Source organism: Actinomadura sp. NPDC000929, from assembly GCF_040492065.1.
In the GTDB taxonomy this organism is placed as follows: domain Bacteria; phylum Actinomycetota; class Actinomycetes; order Streptosporangiales; family Streptosporangiaceae; genus Spirillospora; species Spirillospora verrucosospora.
Genome location: NZ_JBEUPA010000006.1, coordinates 1 through 24,166, shown reverse-complemented (window position 1 = coordinate 24,166; position 24,166 = coordinate 1). Strand labels below are relative to the sequence as shown.

The 24,166-nt window shown below is 69.9% G+C and carries 22 protein-coding genes, 1 tRNA gene and 1 pseudogene; 23 read left to right on the top strand and 1 reads right to left on the bottom strand.

Annotated features, from left to right (window positions below):
- Window positions 1-18: 18 nt before the first annotated feature.
- On the bottom strand, window positions 19-1,230 hold the full coding sequence (locus ABWI04_RS03885) for a pyridoxal phosphate-dependent aminotransferase (RefSeq protein WP_345178426.1): 1,212 nt from the start codon (window positions 1,228-1,230) through the stop codon (window positions 19-21).
- Between the two features lie 257 nt (window positions 1,231-1,487).
- Here ABWI04_RS03885 and ABWI04_RS03880 point away from each other — a divergent pair.
- From ABWI04_RS03880 to ABWI04_RS03770, 23 genes and pseudogenes are all read left to right on the top strand, one after another.
- Window positions 1,488-1,560 (top strand) — tRNA-Trp (locus tag ABWI04_RS03880).
- A 122-nt stretch (window positions 1,561-1,682) separates the two neighbouring features.
- Complete coding sequence (gene secE / locus ABWI04_RS03875; protein ID WP_345178429.1) at window positions 1,683-1,937, top strand: preprotein translocase subunit SecE; 255 nt, start codon at window positions 1,683-1,685, stop codon at window positions 1,935-1,937.
- Between the two features lie 155 nt (window positions 1,938-2,092).
- Window positions 2,093-2,881 (top strand): transcription termination/antitermination protein NusG, encoded by a 789-nt coding sequence (gene nusG, locus ABWI04_RS03870; RefSeq protein WP_378188796.1) that lies wholly within the window; start codon window positions 2,093-2,095, stop codon window positions 2,879-2,881.
- A 316-nt stretch (window positions 2,882-3,197) separates the two neighbouring features.
- Window positions 3,198-3,629, top strand: coding sequence for a 50S ribosomal protein L11 (gene rplK / locus ABWI04_RS03865; RefSeq protein WP_345178434.1), 432 nt, complete (start codon window positions 3,198-3,200; stop codon window positions 3,627-3,629).
- A gap of 61 nt (window positions 3,630-3,690) precedes the next feature.
- Window positions 3,691-4,407 (top strand): 50S ribosomal protein L1, encoded by a 717-nt coding sequence (rplA, locus tag ABWI04_RS03860; protein WP_149259625.1) that lies wholly within the window; start codon window positions 3,691-3,693, stop codon window positions 4,405-4,407.
- A gap of 187 nt (window positions 4,408-4,594) precedes the next feature.
- Window positions 4,595-6,142 carry a class I adenylate-forming enzyme family protein gene (locus ABWI04_RS03855; RefSeq protein ID WP_353831424.1) on the top strand — a complete coding sequence of 516 codons (1,548 nt, stop codon included), beginning with the start codon at window positions 4,595-4,597 and terminating at the stop codon, window positions 6,140-6,142.
- Between the two features lie 91 nt (window positions 6,143-6,233).
- Window positions 6,234-7,106 carry a hypothetical protein gene (locus tag ABWI04_RS03850; RefSeq protein ID WP_353831423.1) on the top strand — a complete coding sequence of 291 codons (873 nt, stop codon included), beginning with the start codon at window positions 6,234-6,236 and terminating at the stop codon, window positions 7,104-7,106.
- 163 nt (window positions 7,107-7,269) lie between these two features.
- Window positions 7,270-8,121, top strand: a complete 852-nt coding sequence (locus ABWI04_RS03845) for an SCO4651 family lipoprotein (protein ID WP_353831422.1) — start codon at window positions 7,270-7,272, stop codon at window positions 8,119-8,121.
- 89 nt (window positions 8,122-8,210) lie between these two features.
- The gene (locus ABWI04_RS03840) at window positions 8,211-9,089 is read left to right on the top strand and encodes an SCO4651 family lipoprotein (protein ID WP_345178443.1); all 879 of its coding nucleotides are present in this window, start codon (window positions 8,211-8,213) and stop codon (window positions 9,087-9,089) included.
- Between the two features lie 322 nt (window positions 9,090-9,411).
- Window positions 9,412-9,975: a 50S ribosomal protein L10 gene (gene rplJ, locus ABWI04_RS03835; RefSeq protein ID WP_345178445.1), complete on the top strand. Its 564-nt coding sequence runs from the start codon at window positions 9,412-9,414 to the stop codon at window positions 9,973-9,975.
- A 55-nt stretch (window positions 9,976-10,030) separates the two neighbouring features.
- A complete protein-coding gene (rplL, locus tag ABWI04_RS03830) occupies window positions 10,031-10,420 on the top strand; it encodes a 50S ribosomal protein L7/L12 (RefSeq protein ID WP_345178448.1) in 390 nt (129 codons plus the stop codon).
- A gap of 646 nt (window positions 10,421-11,066) precedes the next feature.
- On the top strand, window positions 11,067-12,191 hold the full coding sequence (locus ABWI04_RS03825) for an ABC transporter ATP-binding protein (RefSeq protein ID WP_345178449.1): 1,125 nt from the start codon (window positions 11,067-11,069) through the stop codon (window positions 12,189-12,191).
- Complete coding sequence (locus tag ABWI04_RS03820) at window positions 12,191-13,042, top strand: MlaE family ABC transporter permease (protein WP_425550309.1); 852 nt, start codon at window positions 12,191-12,193, stop codon at window positions 13,040-13,042. Before ABWI04_RS03825 ends, ABWI04_RS03820 begins: the two co-directional genes overlap by 1 nt.
- Window positions 13,043-13,891 (top strand): MlaE family ABC transporter permease, encoded by an 849-nt coding sequence (locus ABWI04_RS03815; protein ID WP_378188722.1) that lies wholly within the window; start codon window positions 13,043-13,045, stop codon window positions 13,889-13,891.
- Between the two features lie 60 nt (window positions 13,892-13,951).
- A complete protein-coding gene (locus tag ABWI04_RS03810; protein ID WP_353831421.1) occupies window positions 13,952-15,256 on the top strand; it encodes an MCE family protein in 1,305 nt (434 codons plus the stop codon).
- A complete protein-coding gene (locus ABWI04_RS03805; protein ID WP_353831420.1) occupies window positions 15,253-16,284 on the top strand; it encodes an MCE family protein in 1,032 nt (343 codons plus the stop codon). The genes ABWI04_RS03810 and ABWI04_RS03805 overlap by 4 nt, the downstream gene beginning before the upstream one ends.
- Window positions 16,285-17,361: an MCE family protein gene (locus tag ABWI04_RS03800; protein ID WP_345178454.1), complete on the top strand. Its 1,077-nt coding sequence runs from the start codon at window positions 16,285-16,287 to the stop codon at window positions 17,359-17,361. It abuts the gene before it with no gap.
- A 15-nt stretch (window positions 17,362-17,376) separates the two neighbouring features.
- Window positions 17,377-18,654 carry an MCE family protein gene (locus tag ABWI04_RS03795; protein ID WP_345178455.1) on the top strand — a complete coding sequence of 426 codons (1,278 nt, stop codon included), beginning with the start codon at window positions 17,377-17,379 and terminating at the stop codon, window positions 18,652-18,654.
- Window positions 18,651-19,964: an MCE family protein gene (locus ABWI04_RS03790; RefSeq protein WP_353831419.1), complete on the top strand. Its 1,314-nt coding sequence runs from the start codon at window positions 18,651-18,653 to the stop codon at window positions 19,962-19,964. Before ABWI04_RS03795 ends, ABWI04_RS03790 begins: the two co-directional genes overlap by 4 nt.
- The gene (locus ABWI04_RS03785; RefSeq protein ID WP_345178458.1) at window positions 19,961-21,442 is read left to right on the top strand and encodes an MCE family protein; all 1,482 of its coding nucleotides are present in this window, start codon (window positions 19,961-19,963) and stop codon (window positions 21,440-21,442) included. Before ABWI04_RS03790 ends, ABWI04_RS03785 begins: the two co-directional genes overlap by 4 nt.
- Before the next feature lie 10 nt (window positions 21,443-21,452).
- Window positions 21,453-21,941: an Rv1363c family protein gene (locus tag ABWI04_RS03780; RefSeq protein WP_353831418.1), complete on the top strand. Its 489-nt coding sequence runs from the start codon at window positions 21,453-21,455 to the stop codon at window positions 21,939-21,941.
- The gene (locus ABWI04_RS03775; protein WP_353831417.1) at window positions 21,938-23,053 is read left to right on the top strand and encodes an Rv1363c family protein; all 1,116 of its coding nucleotides are present in this window, start codon (window positions 21,938-21,940) and stop codon (window positions 23,051-23,053) included. The genes ABWI04_RS03780 and ABWI04_RS03775 overlap by 4 nt, the downstream gene beginning before the upstream one ends.
- Before the next feature lie 530 nt (window positions 23,054-23,583).
- A pseudogene (locus ABWI04_RS03770) lies at window positions 23,584-24,166 on the top strand (DNA-directed RNA polymerase subunit beta); the annotation flags it as partial.

Below are 24,166 nucleotides of genomic sequence, written 5' to 3'. Positions count from 1 at the left end.
CGCGGCGTGTCGTGGAGGTCAGCTCGCCTCGGACAGCAGCTTCGCGACGCGCGAGACGCCCTCGACCAGGTCGTCGTCGCCCAGCGCGTAGGAGAGCCGGAAGTAGCCCGGCGTGCCGAACGCCTCGCCCGGCACCAGAGCGACCTCGGCCTCTTCGAGGATCAGCGACGCCAGCTCCACCGACGTCTCGGGGCGCTTGCCGCGCAGCTGCTTGCCGAGCAGCGCCTTGACCGACGGGTAGGCGTAGAACGCGCCCTCCGGCTCGGGGCACACCATGCCCGGGATCTCGTTCAGCATCCGGACCATCGTCTGCCGGCGCCGGTCGAACGCCACGCGCATCTCCGCGACCGCCGACAGGTCGCCGGTCACGGCGGCGAGCGCGGCGGCCTGGGAGACGTTCGCCACGTTGGACGTCGCGTGCGACTGCAGGTTCTGGGCGGCCTTCACCACGTCCGCCGGGCCGATCAGCCAGCCGACCCGCCAGCCGGTCATCGCGTAGGTCTTGGCCACCCCGTTCAGGACGAGCGTCCGGTCGGCCAGCTCCGGCACCACCACGGGCATCGAGTGGAACTCGGCGCCGCCGTACACGAGGTGCTCGTAGATCTCGTCGGTGACGACCCACAGGCCGTGCCCGTCGGCCCAGCGCCCGATCGCCTCGATCTCGTCGCGGCTGTAGACCGCGCCCGTCGGGTTGGACGGCGAGACGAACAGCAGCACCTTCGTCCGGTCGGTGCGGGCCGCCTCCAGCTGCTCGACGCTCACCTTGTAGCCGGTGGTCTCGTCGGCGACGACGTCCACGGGCACCCCGCCCGCCAGCTTGATCGACTCGGGGTAGGTCGTCCAGTACGGCGTCGGGACGATCACCTCGTCGCCCGGGTCGAGCAGCGCCGCGAACGCCTCGTACACCGCCTGCTTGCCGCCGTTGGTCACGAGAACCTGGGAGGCCTCGACCCGGTAGCCGGAGTCGCGCTCGGTCTTCTCGGCGATCGCGGCGCGCAGCTCGGGCAGCCCGCCCGCGGGCGTGTACTTGTGGAAGCGCGGCACCCGGCACGCGGTGACCGCGGCCTCGACGATGTAGTCGGGCGTCGGGAAGTCGGGCTCGCCCGCGCCGAACCCGATGACCGGGCGGCCCGCCGCCTTCAGCGCCTTGGCCTTGGCGTCGACGGCCAGCGTGGCGGACTCGGATATCGCGGCGATGCGCTTGGAGATGCGAGGACGGTCGATGCTCATACCCCTATCGTTACAGACGTCGCACCGGGACCCGCAGCCATATATCCGCGCCGGTGGGACGGGTCCTCGCCGCGGCCTTCCGGAGGCCCCCCGATATCCGGTTCGACGCGGGCCCCTCGGGCACGTAGACTCCTCCTCCAAGTGACGTGTCGCCGGTATACGAGCCTGTCCGCACGCGGGCACCGAATCAGGCCGTAAGCTGGGACCCGGCACCCACCCGATCCTGTGGTCGGGTTTCTCCTTAGCCGGAGAAGCGAAGGGCAGTGGCTCAATTGGTAGAGCTCCGGTCTCCAAAACCGGCGGTTGGGGGTTCGAGTCCCTCCTGCCCTGCGAGGTGCGGTGCGCGCACCCGTGCCAGCCGCGCCATGGCGTCGCCGTGGCACTCCGCGGCACGGGACCGCGCGGCAACCACAGGGTGGTTGAATCACGACCTATGAGGTGAACGGCGGCAAATGGCGACTGAGACTCGCGACGAGCCCGAGGCCAAGGACGAGGGCAAGGGCAAGAAGAAGGCCCCTTCCAAGCGGACCTCGCCCGCGCTGTTCGTGCGCCAGATCATCGCCGAGCTGCGCAAGGTCATCTGGCCGACGCGGCGGGAGCTGGTCACCTACACGACCGTCTCGCTGGTGTTCGTGCTGGTCATGGTCGCGCTCGTCTCCGGCATCGACTACGGGTTGCAGAAGGGCATCTACCAGCTCTTCGGCTGACGCAGCCCGGCCCGGGCCGGGCGACGGGCCCCGCCGTACCTTCGCAAGTCCATCACCGCAGACCGAGAGAAGAGTTGACCGTGTCCGAGCCCTCACAGCCCTACGACGAGGCCGTTGAAGAGGCCCAGTCCGCTGCGGCTGCTGCGGCCGACCAGGTGGCTGAGCCCGCCGACGAGACGGCCGAGGCGGTCGTCTCCGCCGGCGACGCCGAGCCCGCGGACACGAAGCTCGAAGGCGAGGGCCCCGCGCCGGACGCGGCCGAGGGCGCCGCCGAGCTCGCCGCGTCCGTCGAGGGCGAGGGCGCCGCCGAGGAGGAGGCGGACGAGGAGGAGGCCGCCGCCGAGCCGCCGGCCGACCCGTACGCCGACTTCAAGATGCAGCTGCGCCTCCAGCCGGGCGACTGGTACGTCGTGCACTCCTACGCGGGCTACGAGAACCGGGTCAAGACCAACATCGAGACCCGGACGCAGACCCTCAACATGGAGGACTACATCTTCCAGATCGAGGTCCCGCAGCACGAGGTGACCGAGATCAAGGGCGGCAAGCGCCAGAAGGTCAACGAGAAGGTCCTGCCGGGCTACATCCTCGTCCGCATGGAGCTCACCGACGAGTCGTGGGCCGCGGTCCGCAACACCCCCGGCGTCACCGGGTTCGTCGGCCTGCTGAACAAGCCGTCCCCGCTCAGCCTGGACGAGGTCGCCAACCTGCTGGCCCCCGAGCCGGAGGAGGGCGTCGCCAAGGCCGCCAAGGAGCAGGCCAAGGCCCCCGCCACCGTCGACTACGAGGTCGGCGAGTCGGTCACCGTCATGGACGGCCCGTTCGCCACCCTCCCCGCCACCGTCAACGAGATCAACGCCGAGCAGCAGAAGCTCAAGGTGCTGGTCTCCATCTTCGGTCGCGAGACGCCGGTCGAGCTCTCCTTCAACCAGGTCTCCAAGATCTGACAGGCGTCCACGGTCTCACCCGTCCCCGAGAGACGTCCGGGCCGCTCAGGCCAGGCCGTATCCTGGACGGGCCGTCCCCGCAGAGGCGCGGACGGGCCCGGGTTCCCGGCCTCCGATCATCGGAGACCGGCGCCCATCGCCCCGCTCGCGCGGGGATGACCTCGAATCACCGCGCTCTTCGGGGTGCGGTGTCGTTCCCCGCGCACGCGGGGACGCGGGGTCGGCCAAGGTCCCAACGCGGCGGTCTAGTTCCGCCCGCCGTGTTGCCCGGTCTCCGGGAGTCGGGACCACACGAAACGGAACACGAGGGAGAGGCATGCCTCCCAAGAAGAAGAAGATCGCCGCGCTCGTCAAGGTCCAGTTGCAGGCCGGGCAGGCCACGCCCGCGCCGCCCGTCGGTACCGCGCTCGGTCCGCACGGCGTCAACATCATGGACTTCTGCAAGCAGTACAACGCCGCCACGGAGTCCCAGCGCGGCAACGTCATCCCCGTAGAGATCACCATCTACGAGGACCGGTCGTTCAGCTTCGTCACCAAGACCCCGCCGGCCGCGCAGCTCATCCTGAAGGCCGCGGGCGTGGAGAAGGGCAGCGGCGAGCCGCACAAGACCAAGGTCGGCTCGGTCACCCGCGACCAGATCCGTGAGATCGCCACGACCAAGATGCCCGACCTCAACGCCAAGGACCTGGACGCCGCCGAGAAGATCGTCGCCGGCACCGCGCGGTCGATGGGCATCGAGGTCAAGTAACACGTCCCAGTGGGAGGGCCGGCGCTGGCCCCTACCACGAGTTCCGTCTGGAGGAACGCACATGAAGCGCAGCAAGGGCTACCGCGCCGCGGCGGAGAAGATCGACCGGGAGCGGCTGTACAGCCCGGTCGAGGCCGTGAAGCTGGCCAAGGAGACCGCGGTCACCAAGTTCGACGCGACCGTCGAGGTCGCCATGCGGCTGGGCGTCGACCCGCGCAAGGCCGACCAGATGGTCCGCGGCACGGTCAACCTGCCGCACGGCACCGGCAAGACCGCCCGCGTGCTCGTCTTCGCCGTCGGCGCCAAGGCGCAGGAGGCCGAGGCGGCGGGCGCCGACCTCGTCGGCTCGGACGACCTGATCGAGCGGATCCAGGGCGGCTTCCTGGACTTCGACGCCGTGGTCGCGACCCCGGACCAGATGGGCAAGGTCGGCCGGCTCGGCCGGGTGCTCGGTCCGCGCGGCCTGATGCCGAACCCGAAGACCGGCACGGTCACGATGGACGTGTCCAAGGCCGTGTCCGACATCAAGGGCGGCAAGATCGAGTTCCGGGTCGACCGGCACGCGAACCTGCACTTCATCATCGGCAAGGCGTCCTTCGACGAGCGCCAGCTGGTGGAGAACTACGCCGCCGCGGTCGACGAGATCCAGCGTCTCAAGCCGTCCGCCGCGAAGGGCCGGTACGTCAAGAAGGCGGCGCTGACCACGTCGATGGGCCCGAGCATCCCGGTGGACCCGAACGCGGTCCGCAACCTGACGGCCGAGCTCGAAGAGGCCTGATCGAGCCCGGCGTCGAACGCCGTCGAACAGGGCGTCCCCACCACGGGGGCGCCCTGTTCGTTTTTTCCACAGGCTGTGGATGGTCGGGCGGCCTTCCTCAGGTCGCGCTCAGCGGGACGCGGCCGGCCCCGCACACCGGTCCGCCGCTAGATTCGGCGCCCGGATCGTCGTCGGCGAAGGGGATGCGATGGGCGGGACGCGGCGCCGGGACGTCCACCGGCTGTACGACGTGCTCGACGCGGCCGCGGAGGACGCCCCCGAGGCCCCTGCCCTGTCGGTCGACGGCACGACCTGGACGTTCCGCGAGCTGCGCGCCCGGACGGACGCGCTGAGCGCCCACCTGTCCGCGCGGTGCTCGCCGGGGGCGCGGGTGGCGCTGCTCGCGCACAACCGGCTGGAGTACGTGGCGGCCTACTACGGGGTTCCGCGCGAAGGCAGGATCCTGGTGCCGCTCAACCAGAGGCTGCATCCGCGCGAATGGGCCGACCAGGTCGTCCGCTGCGGCGCCGAGCTCGTCATCGGTGAGCCGGACCTGCTGGAGAGGCTGGCCCGCGAGGGAGGACTTCCCGCAGGGCGTCCGCCGCTCGTGGACGTCGCCGACCTGCCGTGGGACGGCCCGGCCCCTCCGCGGGAGGACGGCCGCGACCCGGCCGAGGTCGCCTGGCTGATGTTCACCAGCGGCACGACCGGCAGGCCGAAGGGCGTGCGGCTCACCCACAGGAGCCTGCTGGCGGGGATGGCGGTCACGGCGTCGGGCCGTCCCGTATCGCCGGACGACGTGTTCTGCACGCCGTTCCCCCTGTGCCATGTGGCGGGCTACCAGGTCGTCCTGCACCACCTGTTCCGGCGGCCCGCCGTCGTGCTGCGCCGGTTCGGTCCGGCCGCCCTGGTGGACGCGGCGCGCCGGCACGGCGTCACGAATCTGTCGCTCGCACCGACGATGCTGGAGGACCTGCTCGCCCACCTGGACGGGGACCCGGCGGCGCTGGAGGCGCTGCGGGCCACCGTCCGGGTGATCGCGTACGGGTCGGCGCCGATGCCGGTGCCGCTGCTGCGCCGCGCGGGCGCGGCGCTCGGCTGCGACCTGAACCAGGGGTACGGCATGACCGAGCTGTCGGGCAACGCGACGTTCCTTTCCCCGGCGGACCACCGCGCGGCGGTGGCGGGCAGGCCGGAGCTGGCGGCGTCGGCGGGCCGTCCGGGCGACGGCGCGGAGATCGCGGTGATCGGCGAGGACGGGGCGCCGCTGCCGCCGGGCGCGCTGGGCGAGGTGGTCGTCCGGGGAGCGCAGGTGGCGGACGGGTACTGGGACGATCCCGAGGCGACCGCCGAGGCGTTCGCGGGCGGCTGGTTCCGGACCGGTGACGCGGGCCGCGTCGACGCGGACGGCTACCTGTACCTCGCCGACCGGCTCAAGGACGTGATCATCACGGGCGGGGAGAACGTCTCGTCGCGCGAGGTCGAGGACGTCCTGCGCACGGTCCCGGGGGTGGGGGAGGTCGCGGTGGTGGGGCTGCCCGATCCGCGCTGGGGCCAGTCGGTGTGCGCGGTGATCGTGCCGGACGGCGTCCGGCCGCGGGAGGAGGACCTGACGGCGGCGTGCCGTGCCCGGCTCGCCGGTTTCAAGACGCCGCGGCGCGTCGAGTTCGTGACGGCGCTCCCGCGCACCGGGACCGGCAAGGTCCGCAAGGCCGCCCTCCGCGCCGAGCTGACAGACCGCCCCGAAATCCCCTGAATCGGCGGATACACGTCTCGCAGTCCAGAACCGGACAATCTGGTATCCGATTGTTTTGTTACCGGCGAGGAACCTGGTGTTGAATTGCCGCGTGAAGCGTCGTACCGATCGGGCCATCGCCATCTCCGCCGTGACCGCGGTGGCCGTCGTGCCCACGGCGATCCTGATGGTGGTGAAGATCGGGGGCGACTCGCCGAAGGACGCGGGGGTGCTGCCCCCCTCCGCGGCGATGGCCCAGCGTGACCCGGCCAACCCCAACGGCGCCGCGTCCGCCACGGTCTCCCCGGGCACGCCCGGCGCGCCGGGAGCCGCCCCGGGCGCGAGCGCGCGTCCCGGCACGCGCACCCCCGGGAACGGGGGCGCCGCGCACAACCTGCCGACGGCGCCGCCCCAGCCCGGTCCCAGCCTGCACTCCTTCACCCGCAAGACGGACCTGAAGGTGACGGTGGGCTCGGACGGCGACTACCAGCACGCCGTCGAGACGGCCACGTTCACGCTGTGGCCGAAGTTCTCGATGAGCGCCACCGGCGTCACGCGGACGATGAAGGGCGGCGAGCTGTCCAAGGTCACCCAGAAGGTGATCGTCCAGGGGAGCACGCTCAAGGGCTACGACGGGCAGAAGTGGACGCGGTCCACGCTGACCCCGGCGCAGCTGGGCGGCCTGCAGAGCGGCTCCGACCCCCGGCAGTTCACCTTCATGATCGGGACGCTGCCCGGCATGACGGCGAGCGAGCCGGACGCCGCCGGGCTGACGCGCTTCACCGCGCAGACGCTCATGGGCGGCGTGTACGCCCTGCTGCCGCAGGACGCGGTGGCGGCGTTCCGCAAGTGGGTGCCGGACGACACCGGATGCGGGCTCGACCTGCTGGCCGACAGCGAGGCCCGGCCGACCTCGATCAGCCTCAGCGGGCAGGCGCCCGGCGCGGGGCTGGCCGGGTCGATGACCTTCGGCGCCTACCGCTGACGCGGCTCCGGGACGCCGGACACCCCTGACGTCGGGTCAGGGGAAGGGCTACGCCGTTGGTCGTACCGGGCGGGGGCCCATTCGTACTACCGGGGGATGCCCTTCCGTTAACGCCCGAAGAGACTGGGAACACCAGCAGGGCGACAAGGGAGGCTCAACCCTAATGAACCGACGACTCGTGGTGGCGGCCGGCGGCACCGCAGTGGGTGCCGCGCTCCTCCTCTCCGGATGCAACGGGGACGGGACGGAGAACACCGGCAACATGAAGCTCAGCGCGAACCAGGCGCTGCTGAAGGCGTCCGAGAAGACCGGCAAGGCCGACACGTTCAAGGCCGACCTGACGGTGACGGGCACCGGCGGCGGCGACGGGAAGGTCCACGCCAACGGGCAGTTCCGGCTGCGCCCGTCGCTGGAGTTCAGCGCGAAGCTGGACGACTTCAGCCAGAACGGGCAGAGCGTGCCGGGCGCCAAGGGCCAGGCCGTCTTCACCGGCAACACGCTGTACGCGAAGGTCCCGCAGCTCGCGCAGTTCGTCAGCGGCGGCAAGCCGTGGGTGAAGATCGACGTGAACCAGATGGCGCAGCGGACCGGCTTCGACGTCCGGGGCCTGGTCGACCAGGTGCAGAAGGTGGACCCGGCCGAGCAGACGAAGATGTTCACCGGCTCCAAGGACGCCCGCAGGGTCGGCACCGAGACGGTCGACGGGGTCAAGACGACCCACTACGCCGGGACGGTCACCGTCGAGGACGCGCTGAACCGGCTCGACGCGCAGGCCCGCGCGAAGGTCCAGCAGTGGCTGCCGAAGGACCGGGCCAACGGCAAGATCAACTTCGATCTGTGGACCGACGGCGACAACCTGCCGCGCAAGCTCGTCTCCAAGGCGACCGGCTCGAAGGGCGAGAACGGGTCGGTGACCGTCCTCTACAGCGACTACGGCAAGTCGTTCAAGGTGAACACGCCTCCGTCCGACCAGGTGGGGCAGCTGTCCCTCCCGGCCGCCCTGGGCGGCAACTGAGAACGGTGAACCGCAGCGGGGTCATTTGCGTCTGATGTACCGTTCGGCCCTACCCCTCGGGTGCCAAGGAGAGCAAGGAGACCCCCCTGATGATCCGTCGTTTCGCGGCAGGCACGGCGCTGGCCACCGGCCTCGCCCTCTCGCTGACCGGCTGCCTCGGCGAGGCCGGGAAGACGGTGGACGACGCCGGCAAGGGGCTCCGGCTGTCCGCCGCGCAGGTCCTCGGCAAGGCCGCCGAGAAGACCGGCCAGATCGACTCGTTCCAGGCCGACCTGACGATGAAGTCGACCGGCTCGTCGACGGGCGACATGACGATGAGCGGCACGATGCAGTACCGCACGAAGCCCGACCTGGCCTACAGCATGAACTTCGGGCAGATGACGGTCGCGGGCAAGCCGACGGGCGGCATGGAGCAGCGGCTCGTCGGCCGGACCATGTACATGAAGATGCCGATGCTGTCCCAGCTCGGCGGCGGGACCAAGCCCTGGATCAAGATCTCGCTGGACGAGCTGGGCGCCAAGTCCGGGATGAACATCGACGAGCTGCTCCGGCAGTCCCGGCAGATGGACCCGGTGCAGAACACCAAGATGCTGACGGCGTCCAAGGACGCGCGCGAGGTCGGCAAGGAGACCATCGACGGCGTCCAGACCACCCACTACACCGGCACGTACCGGATGGAGGACGCGGTCGCCAAGCTCTCCCCGGAGACGCAGGAGGCCTACCGCAAGAGCCTCGGCACGACCGGCCTCCAGGCCATGAACTTCGACCTGTGGGTGGACGGCCAGCAGCTGCCGCGTCAGATGACGATGAGGTCGACGCAGTCGACCACCGGCGACATGACCATGACGATGAAGTACCGCGACTACGGCAAGCCGGTGCAGGTCACCGAGCCGCCGGCGAGCGAGGTCACGGACTTCGGCGAGATCATGGGCCGGCTCGGCGGCGGCGGCCTGCCCGGCGGATCCTGATCCTGGCCTGAGCACGACCGAGGGACCGCGCCCCGCCCGGGGCGCGGTCCCTCGCTCTGTCCGCTGATTTGGTGTCCTTGGTCAGGGCACGTATGCTGTCCGATGCCGAAGACCGCCGGTCGTCACCTCCCGCGAGGTGACCGAAGGACCCGACTCAGTTCGGGCGGCCTGCGTAGGTGAGACGAGAGCTTCCCGCATGGCCTCCGTGCCGTGCCTGGACGCCCCGTGCGCCTGCGCCGGGGCGTTTTTTGGTGGATCGGCGCCCAGTTCGTCCGCGGACTGCGGCGTGGATCGGACCACCCAGGTAATCGGAAGGAGGGCTATGGCCAAGGCCCACAAGGACGCGGCGATCGCCGAGCTCAAGGACGAGTTCGAGAGCTCCAACGGCGCCGTGCTGACCGAGTACCGCGGGCTTTCCGTCGCGCAGGTCAAGGAGCTGCGCGACAACCTCGGCGAGACCGCGCGGTTCCGCGTGGTGAAGAACACGCTGACCAAGCGCGCCGCGAACGAGGCCGGTGTCGACGAGCAGTTCCGTGAGCTGCTCGAAGGCCCGTCGGCCATCGCGTTCGTCCGCGGCGACGTCGTCGAGGCCGCCAAGGGCCTGCGCGACTTCGCCAAGGCGAACCCGATGCTGGTGATCAAGGGCGGTTTCATCGACGGTCAGTCGATGGACGCGGCCCAGATCACCAAGCTGGCGGACCTCGAGTCGCGCGAGGTGCTCCTCGCGAAGCTGGCCGGTGCGATGAAGGGCTCGATGGCCAACGCCGCCGCGCTGTTCAACGCGCTGCCGACGCAGGCCGCCCAGCTCGCCGAGGCGCTGCGCGCCAAGCGCGAGGCCGAGGGCGAGACCGCCGAGGCACCCGCCGCCGAGGCGTCCGCCGAGTAGGCAACCCGCGGTTCCCGTACCACCCCAGATCACAAGCCATAGCGGAGGAATCATCATGGCGAAGCTCAGCACCGACGACCTGCTCGACGCCTTCAAGGAGATGACCCTTCTCGAGCTCTCCGAGTTCGTGAAGCAGTTCGAAGAGGTCTTCGACGTCAAGGCCGCCGCCCCCGTCGCGGCCGTCGTCCCGGGCCAGGGCGGCCCGGTCGGCGGCGCCGAGGAGGCCCCGGCGCAGGACGAGTTCGACGTCATCCTCGAGGGTGCCGGCGACAAGAAGATCCAGGTCATCAAGGAGGTGCGCGCCCTGACGAGCCTCGGCCTCAAGGAGGCCAAGGACCTGGTCGACGGCGCGCCGAAGCCGCTGCTGGAGAAGGTCAACAAGGAGACGGCCGACAAGGCCAAGGAGGCCCTGGAGAAGGCCGGCGCCTCGGTCACCGTCAAGTAACGACGCTCCAGAGCTCCGGAGCCCGCGCGGCTCCACTGCTCTCCAGGAGGCGGTCACCCCGATGGGGTGGCCGCCTCCATTCGCTTGCCCCGGGTGCTCGCGGGCCGGGTCGCGCCCGGCGGGCGGCAGGCGGGCGGCAGGCGGATGGCCTTGTCGCGGAACGTGGACCGGCGATGCCCGGAAGGTCTGTTTTCTGTGCTGAGGTGACAAACACCTGCGGGAAACCGTGTGTCCCGGCGGGTTGTGCGGCTTCCCGCGCGCGGCGTAGCGTCCCGTCTGACGCGGTGGCCACACCCGGCCGCTCGCGTCCCCGCAGTGCGGCGGGCCGCAGGGTCGCGGCCGTCCCCGGCACCCCCGGTCTTGAGGCTCCGGTTCTTGGACCACTAGTCTCATAGACGCCGTAAGTAACGATTGTCTTACAACGTCGCATTTGGCCGCTGATCTGGGTCGGAACCCCTTCCATTTGGACGGGGGGCCGCTACGGTAGTGGCACCCGTCACGGCTACCGGACGGTAGCAATGCGGCGGACACGCGGTGTGACGACGGAACGCGGCGTGGAGACAGAACGCGGTGTGACGACAGAAAGAGCCTGAGTGCTACTCGCTCATTGGTTCGGGATTCCCCCGGCCTGGACGAAAGGTGACGAGTGGGCGTCGAGATCAGAGTCGAGGGCCTGACGAAGTCCTTCGGCCGCCAGGTGATCTGGCAGGACGTGTCGCTGACCATTCCCGCAGGTGAGATCTCCGTTCTCCTGGGTCCGTCCGGCACCGGAAAGTCGGTCTTCCTGAAGTCCCTCGTGGGGCTGCTCAAGCCCGACCGCGGGCACATCTGGATCGGCGACAGGGACCTGCCCTACCTGCCCGAGTCGCAGCTGTACGACACCCGGAAGCTGTTCGGCGTCCTGTTCCAGGACGGCGCTCTGTTCGGCTCCATGAACCTGTTCGACAACATCGCCTTCCCGCTCCGCGAGCACACCAAGAAGTCCGAGTCCGAGATCAAGCGCATCGTCATGGAGAAGATGGACCTGGTCGGTCTTCTCGGCGCCGAGCACAAGCTTCCCGGCGAGATCTCCGGTGGCATGAAGAAGCGCGCCGGCCTGGCCCGCGCGCTCGTCCTGGACCCCGAGATCCTGCTGGTGGACGAGCCGGACTCCGGCCTCGACCCGGTCCGCACCGCGTTCCTCAACCAGGTGTTCATCGACCTCAACGCGCAGATCGGCGCGACGTTCCTGATCGTCACCCACGACATCAACACCGCCCGCACCCTCCCGGACAACATCGGCCTGCTGTACCAGCGGCACCTGGCGATGTTCGGGCCGCGGGAGATGCTGCTGTCCAGCGAGGAGCCGGTCGTCCGGCAGTTCCTCAACGCCAGCAAGATCGGCCCGATCGGCATGTCCGAGGAGAAGGACGAGTCCGAGCTGGAGGCCGAGGCGAAGATGGGCCACGACCCCGGCAAGCTGCCGCCGATCCCGCCGCAGCAGATGCCGAGCAACGGGCTGATCCGCGCCGGCATGCACGCGCCCGGCGCCTGGTGCGCGGCGCACGGCGTCACGCCGCCGCCCGGCTCGTTCGTCGACGACCTCGGCCGCAACTGGGTGGAGGAGTGGCCCCGGTACGTGGCGTCCATGACGCCCGTCGGCACTCCCGCCGGCGGCGCGCACGGGGCGCCCGGCGGCATGCCGCCCGCCGGTCCGCCGCCCGGCGGACCCGGGGGAGGGTTCCCCGGCACCCCGCCGCCCGGCCGGCCGGGAGCGGGTGCAGGCTACTGATGTCCACTCCTGGTATCGGCGCGGACCAGCGAGGGGCAAAAAAGGGCGGGGGCTCTTCGGCGACGTTCCGCAAGATCGGGGACGGCGCGGCCAACGTCGCGATCAAGGAACCGGGACGGTTCTTCGCCCTGTGCCTGGACACCGGCCGCGCGATGTTCCAGTGGCCGTTCCAGTGGCGCGAGTTCATCCAGCAGGCCTGGTTCATCGTCAGCGTCACCGTCGTCCCCACGATGCTGGTCGCCATCCCCTTCGGCGGCGTGCTGTCCCTCCAGGTCGGCGGGCTGATCCGGCAGCTCGGCGCGCAGTCCTACACCGGCGCCACCGCGGTGGTCGCGATCGTCCGGGAGGCCAGCCCGCTGGTCACCTCGCTGCTGGTCGCGGGCGCCGCCGGGTCGGCGATGTGCGCCGACATCGGCTCCCGGAAGATCCGCGAGGAGATCGACGCCATGGAGGTGCTGGGCATCAACCCCCTGCACCGCCTGGTGGTGCCGCGGATGCTCGCCTGCGCGTTCGTCGCGCTGTTCCTCAACGGGCTGGTCTCGGTGGTCGGCCTGCTGGGCGGCTACTTCTTCAACGTGATGCTGCAGGGCGGCACCCCCGGCGCCTACCTGGCCTCCTTCAACGCCATCGCGCAGCTGCCCGACCTGCTGCAGGCCGAGTTCAAGGCGTTCGTCTTCGGCATCACCGCGGGCCTGGTCGCCGCGTACAAGGGCCTGAACGCCAAGGGCGGGCCGAAGGGCGTGGGCGACGCGGTCAACCAGACCGTCGTCATCACGTTCATGCTGCTCTTCCTGGAGAACTTCCTGATCTCCACGCTGTACTTCCAGTTCGTCCCGTCGAAGGGGATGTAGATGGCTGCCCCTGGCAAGACGGGCAAGGCCGCCCGGCGGGTGGCGAGCGCGCCGCTCGACCGGCTGGACGACTTCGGCCACCAGATGTCGTTCTACGCCCGCGCGTTCGCGTGGGTGTTCCGGGTGCTGCGCCGGTACCGCAAGGAGGTGCTGCGGCTGCTGGCCGAGGTGAGCCTCGGCACCGGCGGCCTCGCGGTGATCGGCGGCTCGGTGGTGATCGTCGGGTTCATGACGTTCTTCACCGGCAGCCAGGTCGGCCTGCAGGGCTACGAGTCGCTGAACCAGATCGGCACGGCCGCGTTCACCGGGTTCGTCGCGTCCTACTTCAACACCCGCGAGATCGCGCCGCTGGTGTCGGCGCTCGCCCTGTCGGCGACGGTCGGCTGCGGGTTCACCGCCCAGCTCGGCGCGATGCGGATCTCCGACGAGATCGACGCGCTGGAGGTCATGGCCGTCCCGTCGATGCCGTTCCTCGTCACCACCCGGATGCTCGCCGGGATGATCGCGGTCATTCCGCTCTACATCGTGGGACTGCTCGCCTCCTACGGCGCGACCCGGGTCATCGTGACGATGTTCTACGGCCAGTCGACCGGCACCTATGACCACTATTTCCATTTGTTCCTACCGCCGTACGACATCTTGTGGTCATTCGGAAAAGTGATCGTTTTCGCGGTGCTCGTGATGCTGATCCACTGCTACTACGGCTACCACGCCTCCGGCGGCCCGGCGGGCGTCGGCGTCGCGGTGGGCCGCGCGGTGCGCACCAGCATCGTGGTGATCAACGTGGTCGACCTGATGCTCGGCATGGCGATCTGGGGCACCACCACCAGCGTCCGGATCGCGGGGTGACGTGGATGAGCGGAGCGAACGCGGGGGGTGTGGGGGGTCGTCCCCCCACAGGAGGCCGGCATGAGTGAGCGGGTGCGTTACCGGGTGCTCGGCGCGTCGATGATCGTCGTGATCATCCTGCTGCTGGCGCTGACCGTGGCGCTGTACAACAAGGCGTTCACGCCGACGCTCGACGTCAAGGTGCGGACGGAGCGGGCGGGGCTGCAGCTGCTGCCGCACTCCGACGTGAAGATCCGCGGTCTGATCGTCGGGGAGGTGCGCGGCACCGACGCCGACGCGCGGGGGGCGACGCTCCACCTGGCGCTGGACCCGGGCAAGGCGAAGCTGATCCCGCGCAACGTCCAGGCGCGGCTGCTGCCGAAGACGCTGTTCGGCGAGAAGTACGTGGACCTGGCGGCCCCAGCGCAGGGAGGCCCGATGGGACTGCGCTCGGGCCAGGTGATCCAGCAGGACCGCTCCCAGGCCGCCGTCGAGATCGACAAGGTGCTGAACGACCTGCTCCCGCTGCTGCAGGCGGTGAAGCCGGCGGAGCTGAACGCGACGCTGAACGCCCTGGCGACGGCGCTGCAGGGCCGCGGCGACCAGATCGGCCGGAACCTGGAGGAGGCCGACGAGCTGCTGCGGAAGGTCAACCCGCAGCTCGGCACGCTGGTGCACGACCTGAACGGCCTGGCCGACGTCTCCGACATCTACAGCGCCGCGGCGCCCGACCTGCTGCAGACGCTCCGCAACCTCAACGTCACCAGCCGGACGATCACCGACAAGAAGGCGACGATCGAGCAGCTGATCCCGGCGACGACCGCGCTGGCGCAGGACGGCGACGTGTTCATGCGGCAGAACGCCCCGAAGATCATCGGCTTCAACATCGCGAACCGGGACGGGCTGGACCTGGTCGCGCGCTACTCGCCGTCCCTGCCGTGCGTGTTCGCCGGGCTGATGAAGCTCAGGCCGGAGTCGCAGCGGGTGGCCGGCGGCAACGGGTCCAAGACCTTCAACCTGACGATCGAGATCGTCAAGCCGGTGCCGGGCTACAAGTACCCGCTGGACAAGCCGGAGGCCAAGGACCAGCGCGACCCGCGCTGCTACGGGCTGCCGAACCCCAAGGTCCCGTCCCCGACCTACCTGGCGCTGGACGGCACGCAGGACGACCTGTGGTGGAAGAACCCCGACGACCCGAACGGCGGCGGGAGCCGCGGCCGGGCGCTGTCGAACGTCTTCGTGGACCCGGGCTCGATGAGCGAGAAGGACAAGATCAAGAACGTGCTCGGACCGGTGACGCGGACCCGCGCCGACCAGCTGTCCGACGTCGCGGCGCTGATGTTCGGGCCGCTGCTGGGCGACGGATCGGTGGTGACGGTCAAGTGAGGACGACCAGTGCGGCGATCAAGCTGGGGATCTTCGTGGTCGTCACCTCGCTGGCCACCGGCGTGCTGGCGATGACGATCTCCAACATGCGGTTCCGGGAGACGACCACCTACAAGGCGATCTTCTCGGACGTGACGGGCCTGCTCGACAACGACGACGTGCGCGTCGCCGGCGTCCGGGTCGGCCAGATCGAGCACATCGAGCTGTACGAGGGCGACAAGGCCGAGGTGACGTTCAGCCTCCAGAAGGAGGACGTGTTCAAGGCGGGGCTGCCCTCGTCCACCAAGGCGCAGATCCGGTACCGCAACCTGATGGGCCAGCGGTACCTGGCGCTGACCGACGGCGCCGGCCGGGCCAACGACTACCTCCGGCCGGGCGGAACGATCCCGATCGGGCAGACCACGCCCGCGCTGGACCTGACGACCCTGTTCAACGGGTTCCGGCCGCTGTTCCGCGCGCTGGAGCCCAAGGACGTCAACACGCTCGCGATGCAGATCATCCAGGTGCTCCAGGGCGAGGGCGGGACGATCAACAGCCTGCTCGCGCACGTGGCGTCGCTGACCAACACCCTCGCCGACCGGGACAAGGTCATCGGCCAGGTGATCGACAACCTGAACACCGTGCTCGGCACCATCGACGAGCGGCACACCGAGGTCAACCAGCTGATCACGGACCTGCGCGGGTTCGTCAGCGGGGTCTCGGGGGACCGCAAGGCGATCTTCGACTCGGTGGCGGCGATCAACGAGCTGACCGGCACCACCCAGAACCTGCTCGCCGACGCCCGCCCGGACCTCCGCGACGACATCGCGGGGCTGCGCAAGCTCACCGCCACGTTCGACGCGAACGGCAAGGAGCTCGACGCGGGCCTGCAGCGGACGCCGAAGCGGCTGGAGGGGCTGGTGAACATCTCCTCCTACGGCTCCTGGTTCAACATGTACATCTGCGGTCTCGACGCGCGGGTGCGGCTGCCGGGCGGACCGGTCTACCAGACGCCGGCGATCGTGAACGAGAACGCGAGGTGCAAGTAGATGAGGATCCCGTTCCGGGAACGCAACCCGGTCCCCATCGGTCTCTCCGCGTTCGCGATCATCATCGTGCTGGTGGTGCTGGCGATGAACCTGGAGAACATCCCGTTCGTCTCCGGCGGCAGGACCCACACCGCCGCGTTCCGGGAGGCGGCCGGGCTGCGGGCCGGCGAGGAGGTCCGGATCGCGGGCGTCAAGGTCGGCAAGGTCACCGGGCTGGAGCTGGCCGGCGACCACGTGAAGGTCACCTTCCGGGTCGACGACGGCGTGCGGCTCGGCGACCGCACCGAGGCCGACATCAAGATCAAGACGGTGCTCGGCGCCCACTACCTCGCGCTGAACCCGCGCGGGCGCGGCCGGCTCGCCCGCAACATCCCGATCGAGCGGACCCACACCCCGTTCGAGGTCGTCCCCGCGATCAGCGAGCTCAGCCAGCGCGTCGGCGCGATCGACGTGCAGCAGGTCGCCAAGTCCTTCGACGTGCTGTCGGACACCTTCAAGAACTCCCCGGAGGAGGTCAGGGCCTCCCTGCAGGGGCTGCGCCGGCTGTCCAACACGGTCGCGTCCCGCGACGACGAGTTGCACGAGCTGGCCGGCAAGGCCAAGGACGTCTCCAAGCTGCTCGCCGACCGCAACCAGGACTTCGCCAAGCTCGTCCAGGACGGCGACAAGGTGCTCCAGGCGGTGCAGGCCAGGCGCGACGTCATCCACCAGCTGCTGATCAACACCGTGACCCTGTCGCAGCAGGTGAACGCGCTGATCAACGAGAACGACGCGCAGCTGCGCCCGATGCTGGACAACCTGGCCGCGGTCAACCGGATCCTGCTGAAGAACCAGAACAACCTGGACCGGATCCTCCAGCTGTTCGCGCCGTTCGCCCGGCAGTTCTCCGACGTGACGGGCACCGGCCGCTGGTTCGACTCGTGGATCCAGAACCTGATCCCGATCCCCGCCTCGATCCAGAACCCCCCGTCCGGCGGAGGCGCGACGACGAACAGGCAGGGCGCCCGTCCGGGCGGCGGATCGCCCGGCACCGGCACGACCGGCAACACCGACAACCCGTTGCCCTTCCTCCCGTGAGCAGGCAGGTCACCAGTGCGTAACTCCACGAGCATCCTCCGCCTGGGCGGCGCGATCCTCGCCGTCGCGGTGCTGGCCGCCGTGCTCCTGCTCGTCCTCCAGGAGCCGAAGCAGCGCCACATGACGGCGTACTTCACCAAGGCGGTCGGCCTGTACAAGGGCGCGGACGTCCGCATCCTCGGCATCCCCGTCGGCGAGGTCACCAGCGTCGAGCCCGTCGGGGACGCGGTGAAGGTCGAGCTGAGGTACGACGCCGAGTACAAGGTTCCCGCCGGCGCGCAGGCCGTGATCGTCAACCAGACCCTCGTCGCCGACCGCTACGTCCAGATCACGCCCGTCTACAAGGGCGGCGCCGTCCTGGCCGACGGGGCGACGCTGGGCACCAACCGCACCGCGGTGCCGGTCGAGGTCGACGAGGTCGGCGGCAACCTGAACGAGCTGTCCCGGGCGCTCGGCCCGCAGGGCGCGAACGCGCCCGGAGCGAACGGCCAGCAGGGCTCGCTGTCGCGGCTGCTGCAGGTCGGCGCGGCGAACCTGGACGGGCAGGGCGAGGACATCCGGCAGACGATCGCCGACGCGTCCAAGGCGCTCAGCACGCTGAGCACGGACCGCGGCGACGTCGCCGAGACGATCAAGAACCTGCGGATCATCACCGACGCGATGAAGGCCAACGACCAGCAGATCAAGTCGTTCTCCGGGCACCTCAACGGCGTCTCCGGGCAGCTCGCGGGGGAGAAGGAGGAGCTCAGCGCGGCCCTCAACACCCTCGCCCCGACGCTGCGGAACGTGCAGCGATTCGTCAAGGGCAACCGCACCGAGCTGGCCGCCAACGTCCGGCAGCTCGCGCAGGTCACCGGCGTGCTGGTGAAGGAGAAGGGCGCGCTCGCCGAGATCCTCACCGCCGGCCCGCTCGCCGTGAACAACCTGGCCCGCGCCTACGACCCGATCAGCGGCACGATCCACACCCGCGACAACTTCCGCCAGTTCCACGACCTGGCCGACTGGATCTGCTCGCTGGCGTACTCGGTGGGCACGCCCGCCAAGGAGTGCCTCGACTTCGTCAAGCCGTACAACGGGATCGGCAAGGCGCTGACCGGCTTCAGCCTGGACCTGTCCTGGATCACCGCGCTGACCACGCACTACGACCCGGTGCCCATCCCGCCGGACGCCTACGGCCCGCAGGGCAGGCCCGGCAAGTCCGGCAAGACGAGCACGACGAACAAGCCCGCGGCGACCGGGACCCAGAAGAAGCCCACGGACGTCACGGCGCTGCTGCCTGGAGGTGGCCGATGACCAGGCGGTCGATCGGAAGGGCGCGGCTGCTCGGCGCCGCGGCGCTCGCGGGCGTGACGGCCCTGTCCGGCTGCTCGTTCAACGGCGTGGAGTCGCTGCCGCTGCCCGGCGGGCCCGACCTCGGCTCCCACCCGCGCACCGTCAAGATCGAGTTCGCGAACGTGCTGGACCTCGTCCCGCAGTCGGCGGTCAAGGTCAACGACGTGTCGGTGGGCAAGGTCGAGAAGATCGAGCTGGCCGGCGAGCCCGGCGGGCAGGGCGGGCAGGGCGCCGGCTGGCACGCCGTCGTCACGGTCAAGTTCCGCGGCGACGTCAAGCTCCCCGACAACGCGATCGCGACGATCAGCCAGACCAGCCTGCTCGGCGAGAAGTTCGTGCAGCTCGAACCGCCGAAGAACGAGGCGCCGGTCGGGGAGCTCGCCGACGACGACCTGATCCCGCTGAACCGCACCTCCCGCGGCACCGAGATCGAAGAGGTGCTGTCGGCGATGTCGCTGCTGCTGAACGGCGGCGGCCTGGAGCAGGTCTCCACGATCAGTCACGAGCTGCAGGCCGCGATGGGCGGCCGGGAGTCCACGATCAAGTCGGTGCTCCAGCGGGTGAACACCTTCGCGGGGACGCTGGACCAGAACCGCGCCGCGATCACCCGGGCGCTGGACAGCATCGACCGGCTGACCGGCAAGCTGGCGGCCGAGCGCAAGACGATCCAGGACACCATCGACCGGACGGGGCCCGCGATCGCCGTCCTCGACCGCAACCGCGCCGACCTCACCAAGATGCTGGTCGCGCTGAACAAGCTCAGCCGCACCACCACCTACGTGATCAACCAATCCAAGGCCGACATGCTGGCCAACCTGCGGGACCTCAACACGATCCTGCGCAACCTCAACAAGGCCGGCTCCGACCTGCCGAAGTCGCTGGAGACGCTGATCACCTTCCCGTTCCCCTCGACGTTCGAGAACGTCATCGCGGGCGACTACGGCAACGTGCGGCTGACCGTCGACCTGGACTTCGAGTCCATCGCGCAGAACCTGCTCGGCGGCACGGACCTGGAAGGGCTGCTCGGCAGCGGCAAGCAGATGCGCGGCATGCTCCAGGTGCCGAACGTGACGCTCCCGGACTCCCCGCTGGGAGTCCTGCCGCAGACGCCGGGCGGCGGGAGCCAGGGCGGGCTGCCCGGGCTTCCCGGCGGCACCACACAGACCCCGGGGAAGCCGGCCGGCACGAACGGCCAGGGACGGCCGGGCGCGCTCGCGCCCGACCCCGGTGACGGCGGTCTGCGGACCCTGATGGCGGGGGGCCTCTCGTGATCCTCAAGCGCGGCGTCATCGTCCAGCTCATCGCCTTCGCGGTCATCACCGTCGTCGGCGTGGCGATCGTCTCGGTCAACTACATCGGCATCGGCCGCGACCTGCTCGGCAAGCAGTACGTCGCCTACGTCGACCTCACCGACTCCGGCGGCGTGTTCACCAACGCCGAGGTCACCTACCGGGGCGTCCCGGTCGGGCGCGTCGGCCCCCTGGAGCTGACCAAGGACGGCATCCGCGTCAAGCTGCTGCTGGAGCGCGGAAAGCGGATCCCGCGCGAGGGCACCAAGGCCGTCGTGGCGAACCGGTCGGCGGTCGGCGAGCAGTACATCGACCTGGAGCCCACCACGAAGTCCGGGCCCTACCTGGACGAGGGCGACCCGTACACCATCCCGCGGAGCCGCACCACGCTGCCGGTGTCCACCGCCGAGCTGCTGCGCAACGTCGACTCCCTCGTCGGGTCGGTGAACACCAAGGATCTCGGCATCATCGTGGACGAACTGAACAAGGCGTTCACCGGCTCCGCCTCGGACCTCCAGTCGATCCTGGACGACACCGACCGGCTGCTGAAGACCGCCAACGAGGCCTACCCCGACACCGAGCGGCTGCTGAACAACAGCGTGACCGTCCTCGACACCCAGCGCGGCCAGGGCGCCAACATCCAGGGCTTCGCCCGCAACCTGAACGCGCTGACCACCTCGCTCCGCAACGACGACCCGGCGCTGCGCAAGACCATCGACAGCGCTCCGGGCGCGGTGAACGAGACCCACCAGGCCATCAACCAGCTGGCGCCGACGCTGCCCGTCCTGCTGGCCAACCTGACCACGACGGGGCAGATCGTCGCGTCCCGCAAGGCCGGCCTGCGGTCGCTGTTCATCCTCTACCCGGTGACGGTCGCGGGCGCGTTCACCGTCACGCCCGGGGACGGGACGCAGCACCTGGGGCTCGACCTCAACATCGACGGGCCGCCCGCCTGCACGCAGGGCTACGAGAAGGTCAAGCACCGCTGGCCGCAGGACACCTCGAAGAAGAAGCCGCGCCTGGACGTCGGCTGCAAGGCGCCGAACAACGCGCCCACGGCGGTGCGCGGCGCCCGCAACTTCCCGCGCGACGCCATCGCGCCGTTCCCGCAGGTCCCGCCGGGCGCGACCACGGGGGCCGGGTTCCCCGAGGGCGGCGCGTACGGCACCCGCGGCGACGGCGCCGGCAGCGGCGACGGCGACGGCGGCAAGACGGACGCCAAGGGCTCCGGCAAGAGCAAGGCGAAGGCCGCGGAGGCCCCGACGGGCCAGCTCGCGGGCGGGAACCTGTACCTGTCGTATCCGGCCGGTTCAGTCGAATTCGCTGGATACGATCCAGCGACGGGCGCCGTCTACGGCCCCGATGGCAAGCGATACGTCATGCCGCGCAGCGCCGGTACACGCCAGTTGGGAGAGGAATCCTCGTGGAAGTGGCTCCTGCTCGGACCGCTGAGCCAGTGAGGCGGGCACGATGAGGCGCCGTCTACCCCTCGTCACCGCGATCGTCCTGAGCGTCGTCGTGGTGGGGCTCGCCGTCGCGTCCGGCTGGCTCGGCGTGGTCTCCCTCAGGAACAAGGACGAGGCCGACCAGAAGGCGAAGGCGATCCAGTCGGCGCGGCAGATGGGCGTCAACCTGATGTCGCTCGACGCCGCCACCGCCCAGCGCGACCTGGACCGCATCGTGGGCGGCACCACCGGCGACCTCAGGAACAAGCTGGGAAGCCAGTCGAACGCCTTCATGCAGCAGATCACCAAGGCCAAGGCCAAGTCGACGGTCAGGGACGTCGACGCCGCGCTGGTCTCCATCGACGGCGACTCCGCCGAGGTGATGGTGTCCCTCACCGGGACCGTCACCAACGACAAGGTGCAGAACGGTACGCCGCAGGGCTACCGGTACCAGATGGACCTCACGCGGGTCGACGGCCGCTGGCTCGTGTCCGGACTGGAGGTTGTCCCGTGACGATCAAGGCGGATCGAGCGGCCAGGGCCGAGGAGGCCGCCGAGGCGGCGCGTCTGGCGGAGGAGGCCGCCGCGAAGGCCCGGGAGGCCGCGCGCCTCGCCCAGATCGCCGCGGACGAGGCGGCCGCCGCCGAAGCGGCCGCGGCGGACGAGGAGCCCGAGGAGGACGTTCCGGAGGAGACTCCTAAGGCCCTCAAATCCCCCAAGAAGCCCCGTCGTGGCGGGAAGGCGTCTGAAGTCGCGTCCGGCGACGCCGACGCCGCAGGGAGCGAATCAGCGGCGGAGACGGACGGCGAGGCCGTCGGCGACGACGACGCGAAGGCCGAAGAGGACGAGACCGAGTCCCTCAAGACGGCCCAGACCTCCAAGACGGCCAAGGCTCCGAAGAAGGCCAAGGCTGCGAAGAGCGCCGAGACCGCGAAGGTCGCTGAAGCCGCTGAGGCCGAGGAGGAATCCGAGGCTGAGGAAGACGCCGAGGGCGAGGAAGACGGCGAGGACGCGAAGCCCGCCAAGGCCCCCAGGACCAAGCGCCTGAACCTCAAGAAGCCGGTCAAGGCGACCGACGAGGGCGACGAGGGCGACGACGACGAGGACGACGACGAGGACGAGCCGGCGGGCCGGTCCCGGCTGGGCGGCAGGTCGACGGTGATCGCCGTGCTGGTCGTCCTGGCGGTCGCGCTCGCGGCGGCCACCACGGCGCTGGCGCTGAAGGTCCGCGAGCAGGACGCGACCGAGCAGGCGTCCAAGGAGGCGTCCTTCGCGGCGTCCCGCGCGGCCCAGAAGCTGTCCTCGTACGACTACCAGACGCTGGACACCGACCTGAAGGCCGCGTCCGCGACCACGACGGGCAAGCTGCACACCCAGTACGACAAGCTCGCCCAGCAGCTCAAGACCGTCGCCGTCCAGCAGCAGGCCGTCTCCAACACGACGGTCATGAAGGTCGGCGTCGTGAGCGCGACCCCCGACAAGGTCGTGGCGCTCGTCTACGCCAACCGGTCGTCGGCGACCAAGACCGACAAGCAGCAGCGCCTCCCCGAGCCGCTCCGGATCAAGCTGACGATGGTCAAGAAGGACGGCAAGTGGCTCGCCTCTGAGCTCACGGTCCTCTCCTAGCCGCCGCACGCGCCGGGCGCCGGTCTCCGGCCGGGCGCCCGGCCCTCCGGGCCTGGACGCCTGTCTCTCCCGGAGTCTTCCGGACGGCCGCCACGGCGCGCGGACGAGTCGCTGTTAACCCCCTCGGGCCGCGCCTAGACGAGGCGGCGGGCCGAACGGTCCGAGGGCGCGCGACCCGCCGTCGTGGGCGGTTCGCGGGCTGTCAACCCGGATCCCTAAACTATGGCCTTCCTCACTGCAGGTCAGGGCCTGAAAAGTCCAAGTCCGCTCTTGACTGAGAGGCGCTGAGGGGCGATGCTCCATGGCAACGTGATGCATACTGCGGCGCTAGAGTTGCGAGCGGTGTACCGGTTCGGCTACACTGCCCCTTTGCGCTGCCCTCTGACTATCCACGTGTGAGAGCACACCTGTGAAGGTCCGGTTCAGGCCCCTTTGAGGGTCCGGTTTGGCCCTCTTTGAGCAGGTCTCGAACGTGGATCGTCTGGCGTGCGTGTCATCTGTTACGCCGCGAGCCCTCGGAAGGACCACTCTTGGCAGCCTCGCGCAACGCCTCGAATACCGCAACCGGTCCGAACCGCGTCTCCTTCGCGCGCATCAAGGAGCCGCTCGAAGTCCCGGACCTCCTTGCTCTGCAGACCAACTCGTTCGACTGGCTGCTGGGCAACGAGAGGTGGAAGGCCCGGGTCGAGGCGGCCCAGAAGGCCGGAAGTAAGAGCGTCCCGACGCAGTCGGGGCTGGAGGAGATCTTCGAAGAGATCAGTCCGATCGAGGACTTCTCCGGAACCATGTCCCTGTCGTTCCGGGACCACCGGTTCGAGCCGCCCAAGTACTCCGTCGAGGAGTGCAAGGACAAGGACATGACCTACTCCGCCCCGATGTTCGTCACGGCGGAGTTCATCAACAACACCACCGGTGAGATCAAGAGCCAGACGGTGTTCATGGGCGACTTCCCGCTCATGACCCCCAAGGGCACCTTCATCATCAACGGCACCGAGCGTGTCGTGGTCTCGCAGCTGGTGCGTTCGCCGGGGGTGTACTTCGACCGGGCGCTGGACAAGGCGTCGGACAAGGACATCTACGGGTGCCGGGTGATCCCGAGTCGGGGTGCCTGGC

Coding starts and splice junctions, on each gene's coding strand:
- ABWI04_RS03885 (WP_345178426.1), bottom strand. CDS start 1,230: ATGAGCATCGACCGTCCTCGCATCTCCAAGCGCATCGCCGCGATATCC.
- secE (WP_345178429.1), top strand. CDS start 1,683: ATGGCGACTGAGACTCGCGACGAGCCCGAGGCCAAGGACGAGGGCAAG.
- rplK (WP_345178434.1), top strand. CDS start 3,198: ATGCCTCCCAAGAAGAAGAAGATCGCCGCGCTCGTCAAGGTCCAGTTG.
- rplA (WP_149259625.1), top strand. CDS start 3,691: ATGAAGCGCAGCAAGGGCTACCGCGCCGCGGCGGAGAAGATCGACCGG.
- ABWI04_RS03855 (WP_353831424.1), top strand. CDS start 4,595: ATGGGCGGGACGCGGCGCCGGGACGTCCACCGGCTGTACGACGTGCTC.
- ABWI04_RS03845 (WP_353831422.1), top strand. CDS start 7,270: ATGAACCGACGACTCGTGGTGGCGGCCGGCGGCACCGCAGTGGGTGCC.
- ABWI04_RS03840 (WP_345178443.1), top strand. CDS start 8,211: ATGATCCGTCGTTTCGCGGCAGGCACGGCGCTGGCCACCGGCCTCGCC.
- rplJ (WP_345178445.1), top strand. CDS start 9,412: ATGGCCAAGGCCCACAAGGACGCGGCGATCGCCGAGCTCAAGGACGAG.
- rplL (WP_345178448.1), top strand. CDS start 10,031: ATGGCGAAGCTCAGCACCGACGACCTGCTCGACGCCTTCAAGGAGATG.
- ABWI04_RS03820 (WP_425550309.1), top strand. CDS start 12,191: ATGTCCACTCCTGGTATCGGCGCGGACCAGCGAGGGGCAAAAAAGGGC.
- ABWI04_RS03815 (WP_378188722.1), top strand. CDS start 13,043: ATGGCTGCCCCTGGCAAGACGGGCAAGGCCGCCCGGCGGGTGGCGAGC.
- ABWI04_RS03810 (WP_353831421.1), top strand. CDS start 13,952: ATGAGTGAGCGGGTGCGTTACCGGGTGCTCGGCGCGTCGATGATCGTC.
- ABWI04_RS03800 (WP_345178454.1), top strand. CDS start 16,285: ATGAGGATCCCGTTCCGGGAACGCAACCCGGTCCCCATCGGTCTCTCC.
- ABWI04_RS03790 (WP_353831419.1), top strand. CDS start 18,651: ATGACCAGGCGGTCGATCGGAAGGGCGCGGCTGCTCGGCGCCGCGGCG.
- ABWI04_RS03780 (WP_353831418.1), top strand. CDS start 21,453: ATGAGGCGCCGTCTACCCCTCGTCACCGCGATCGTCCTGAGCGTCGTC.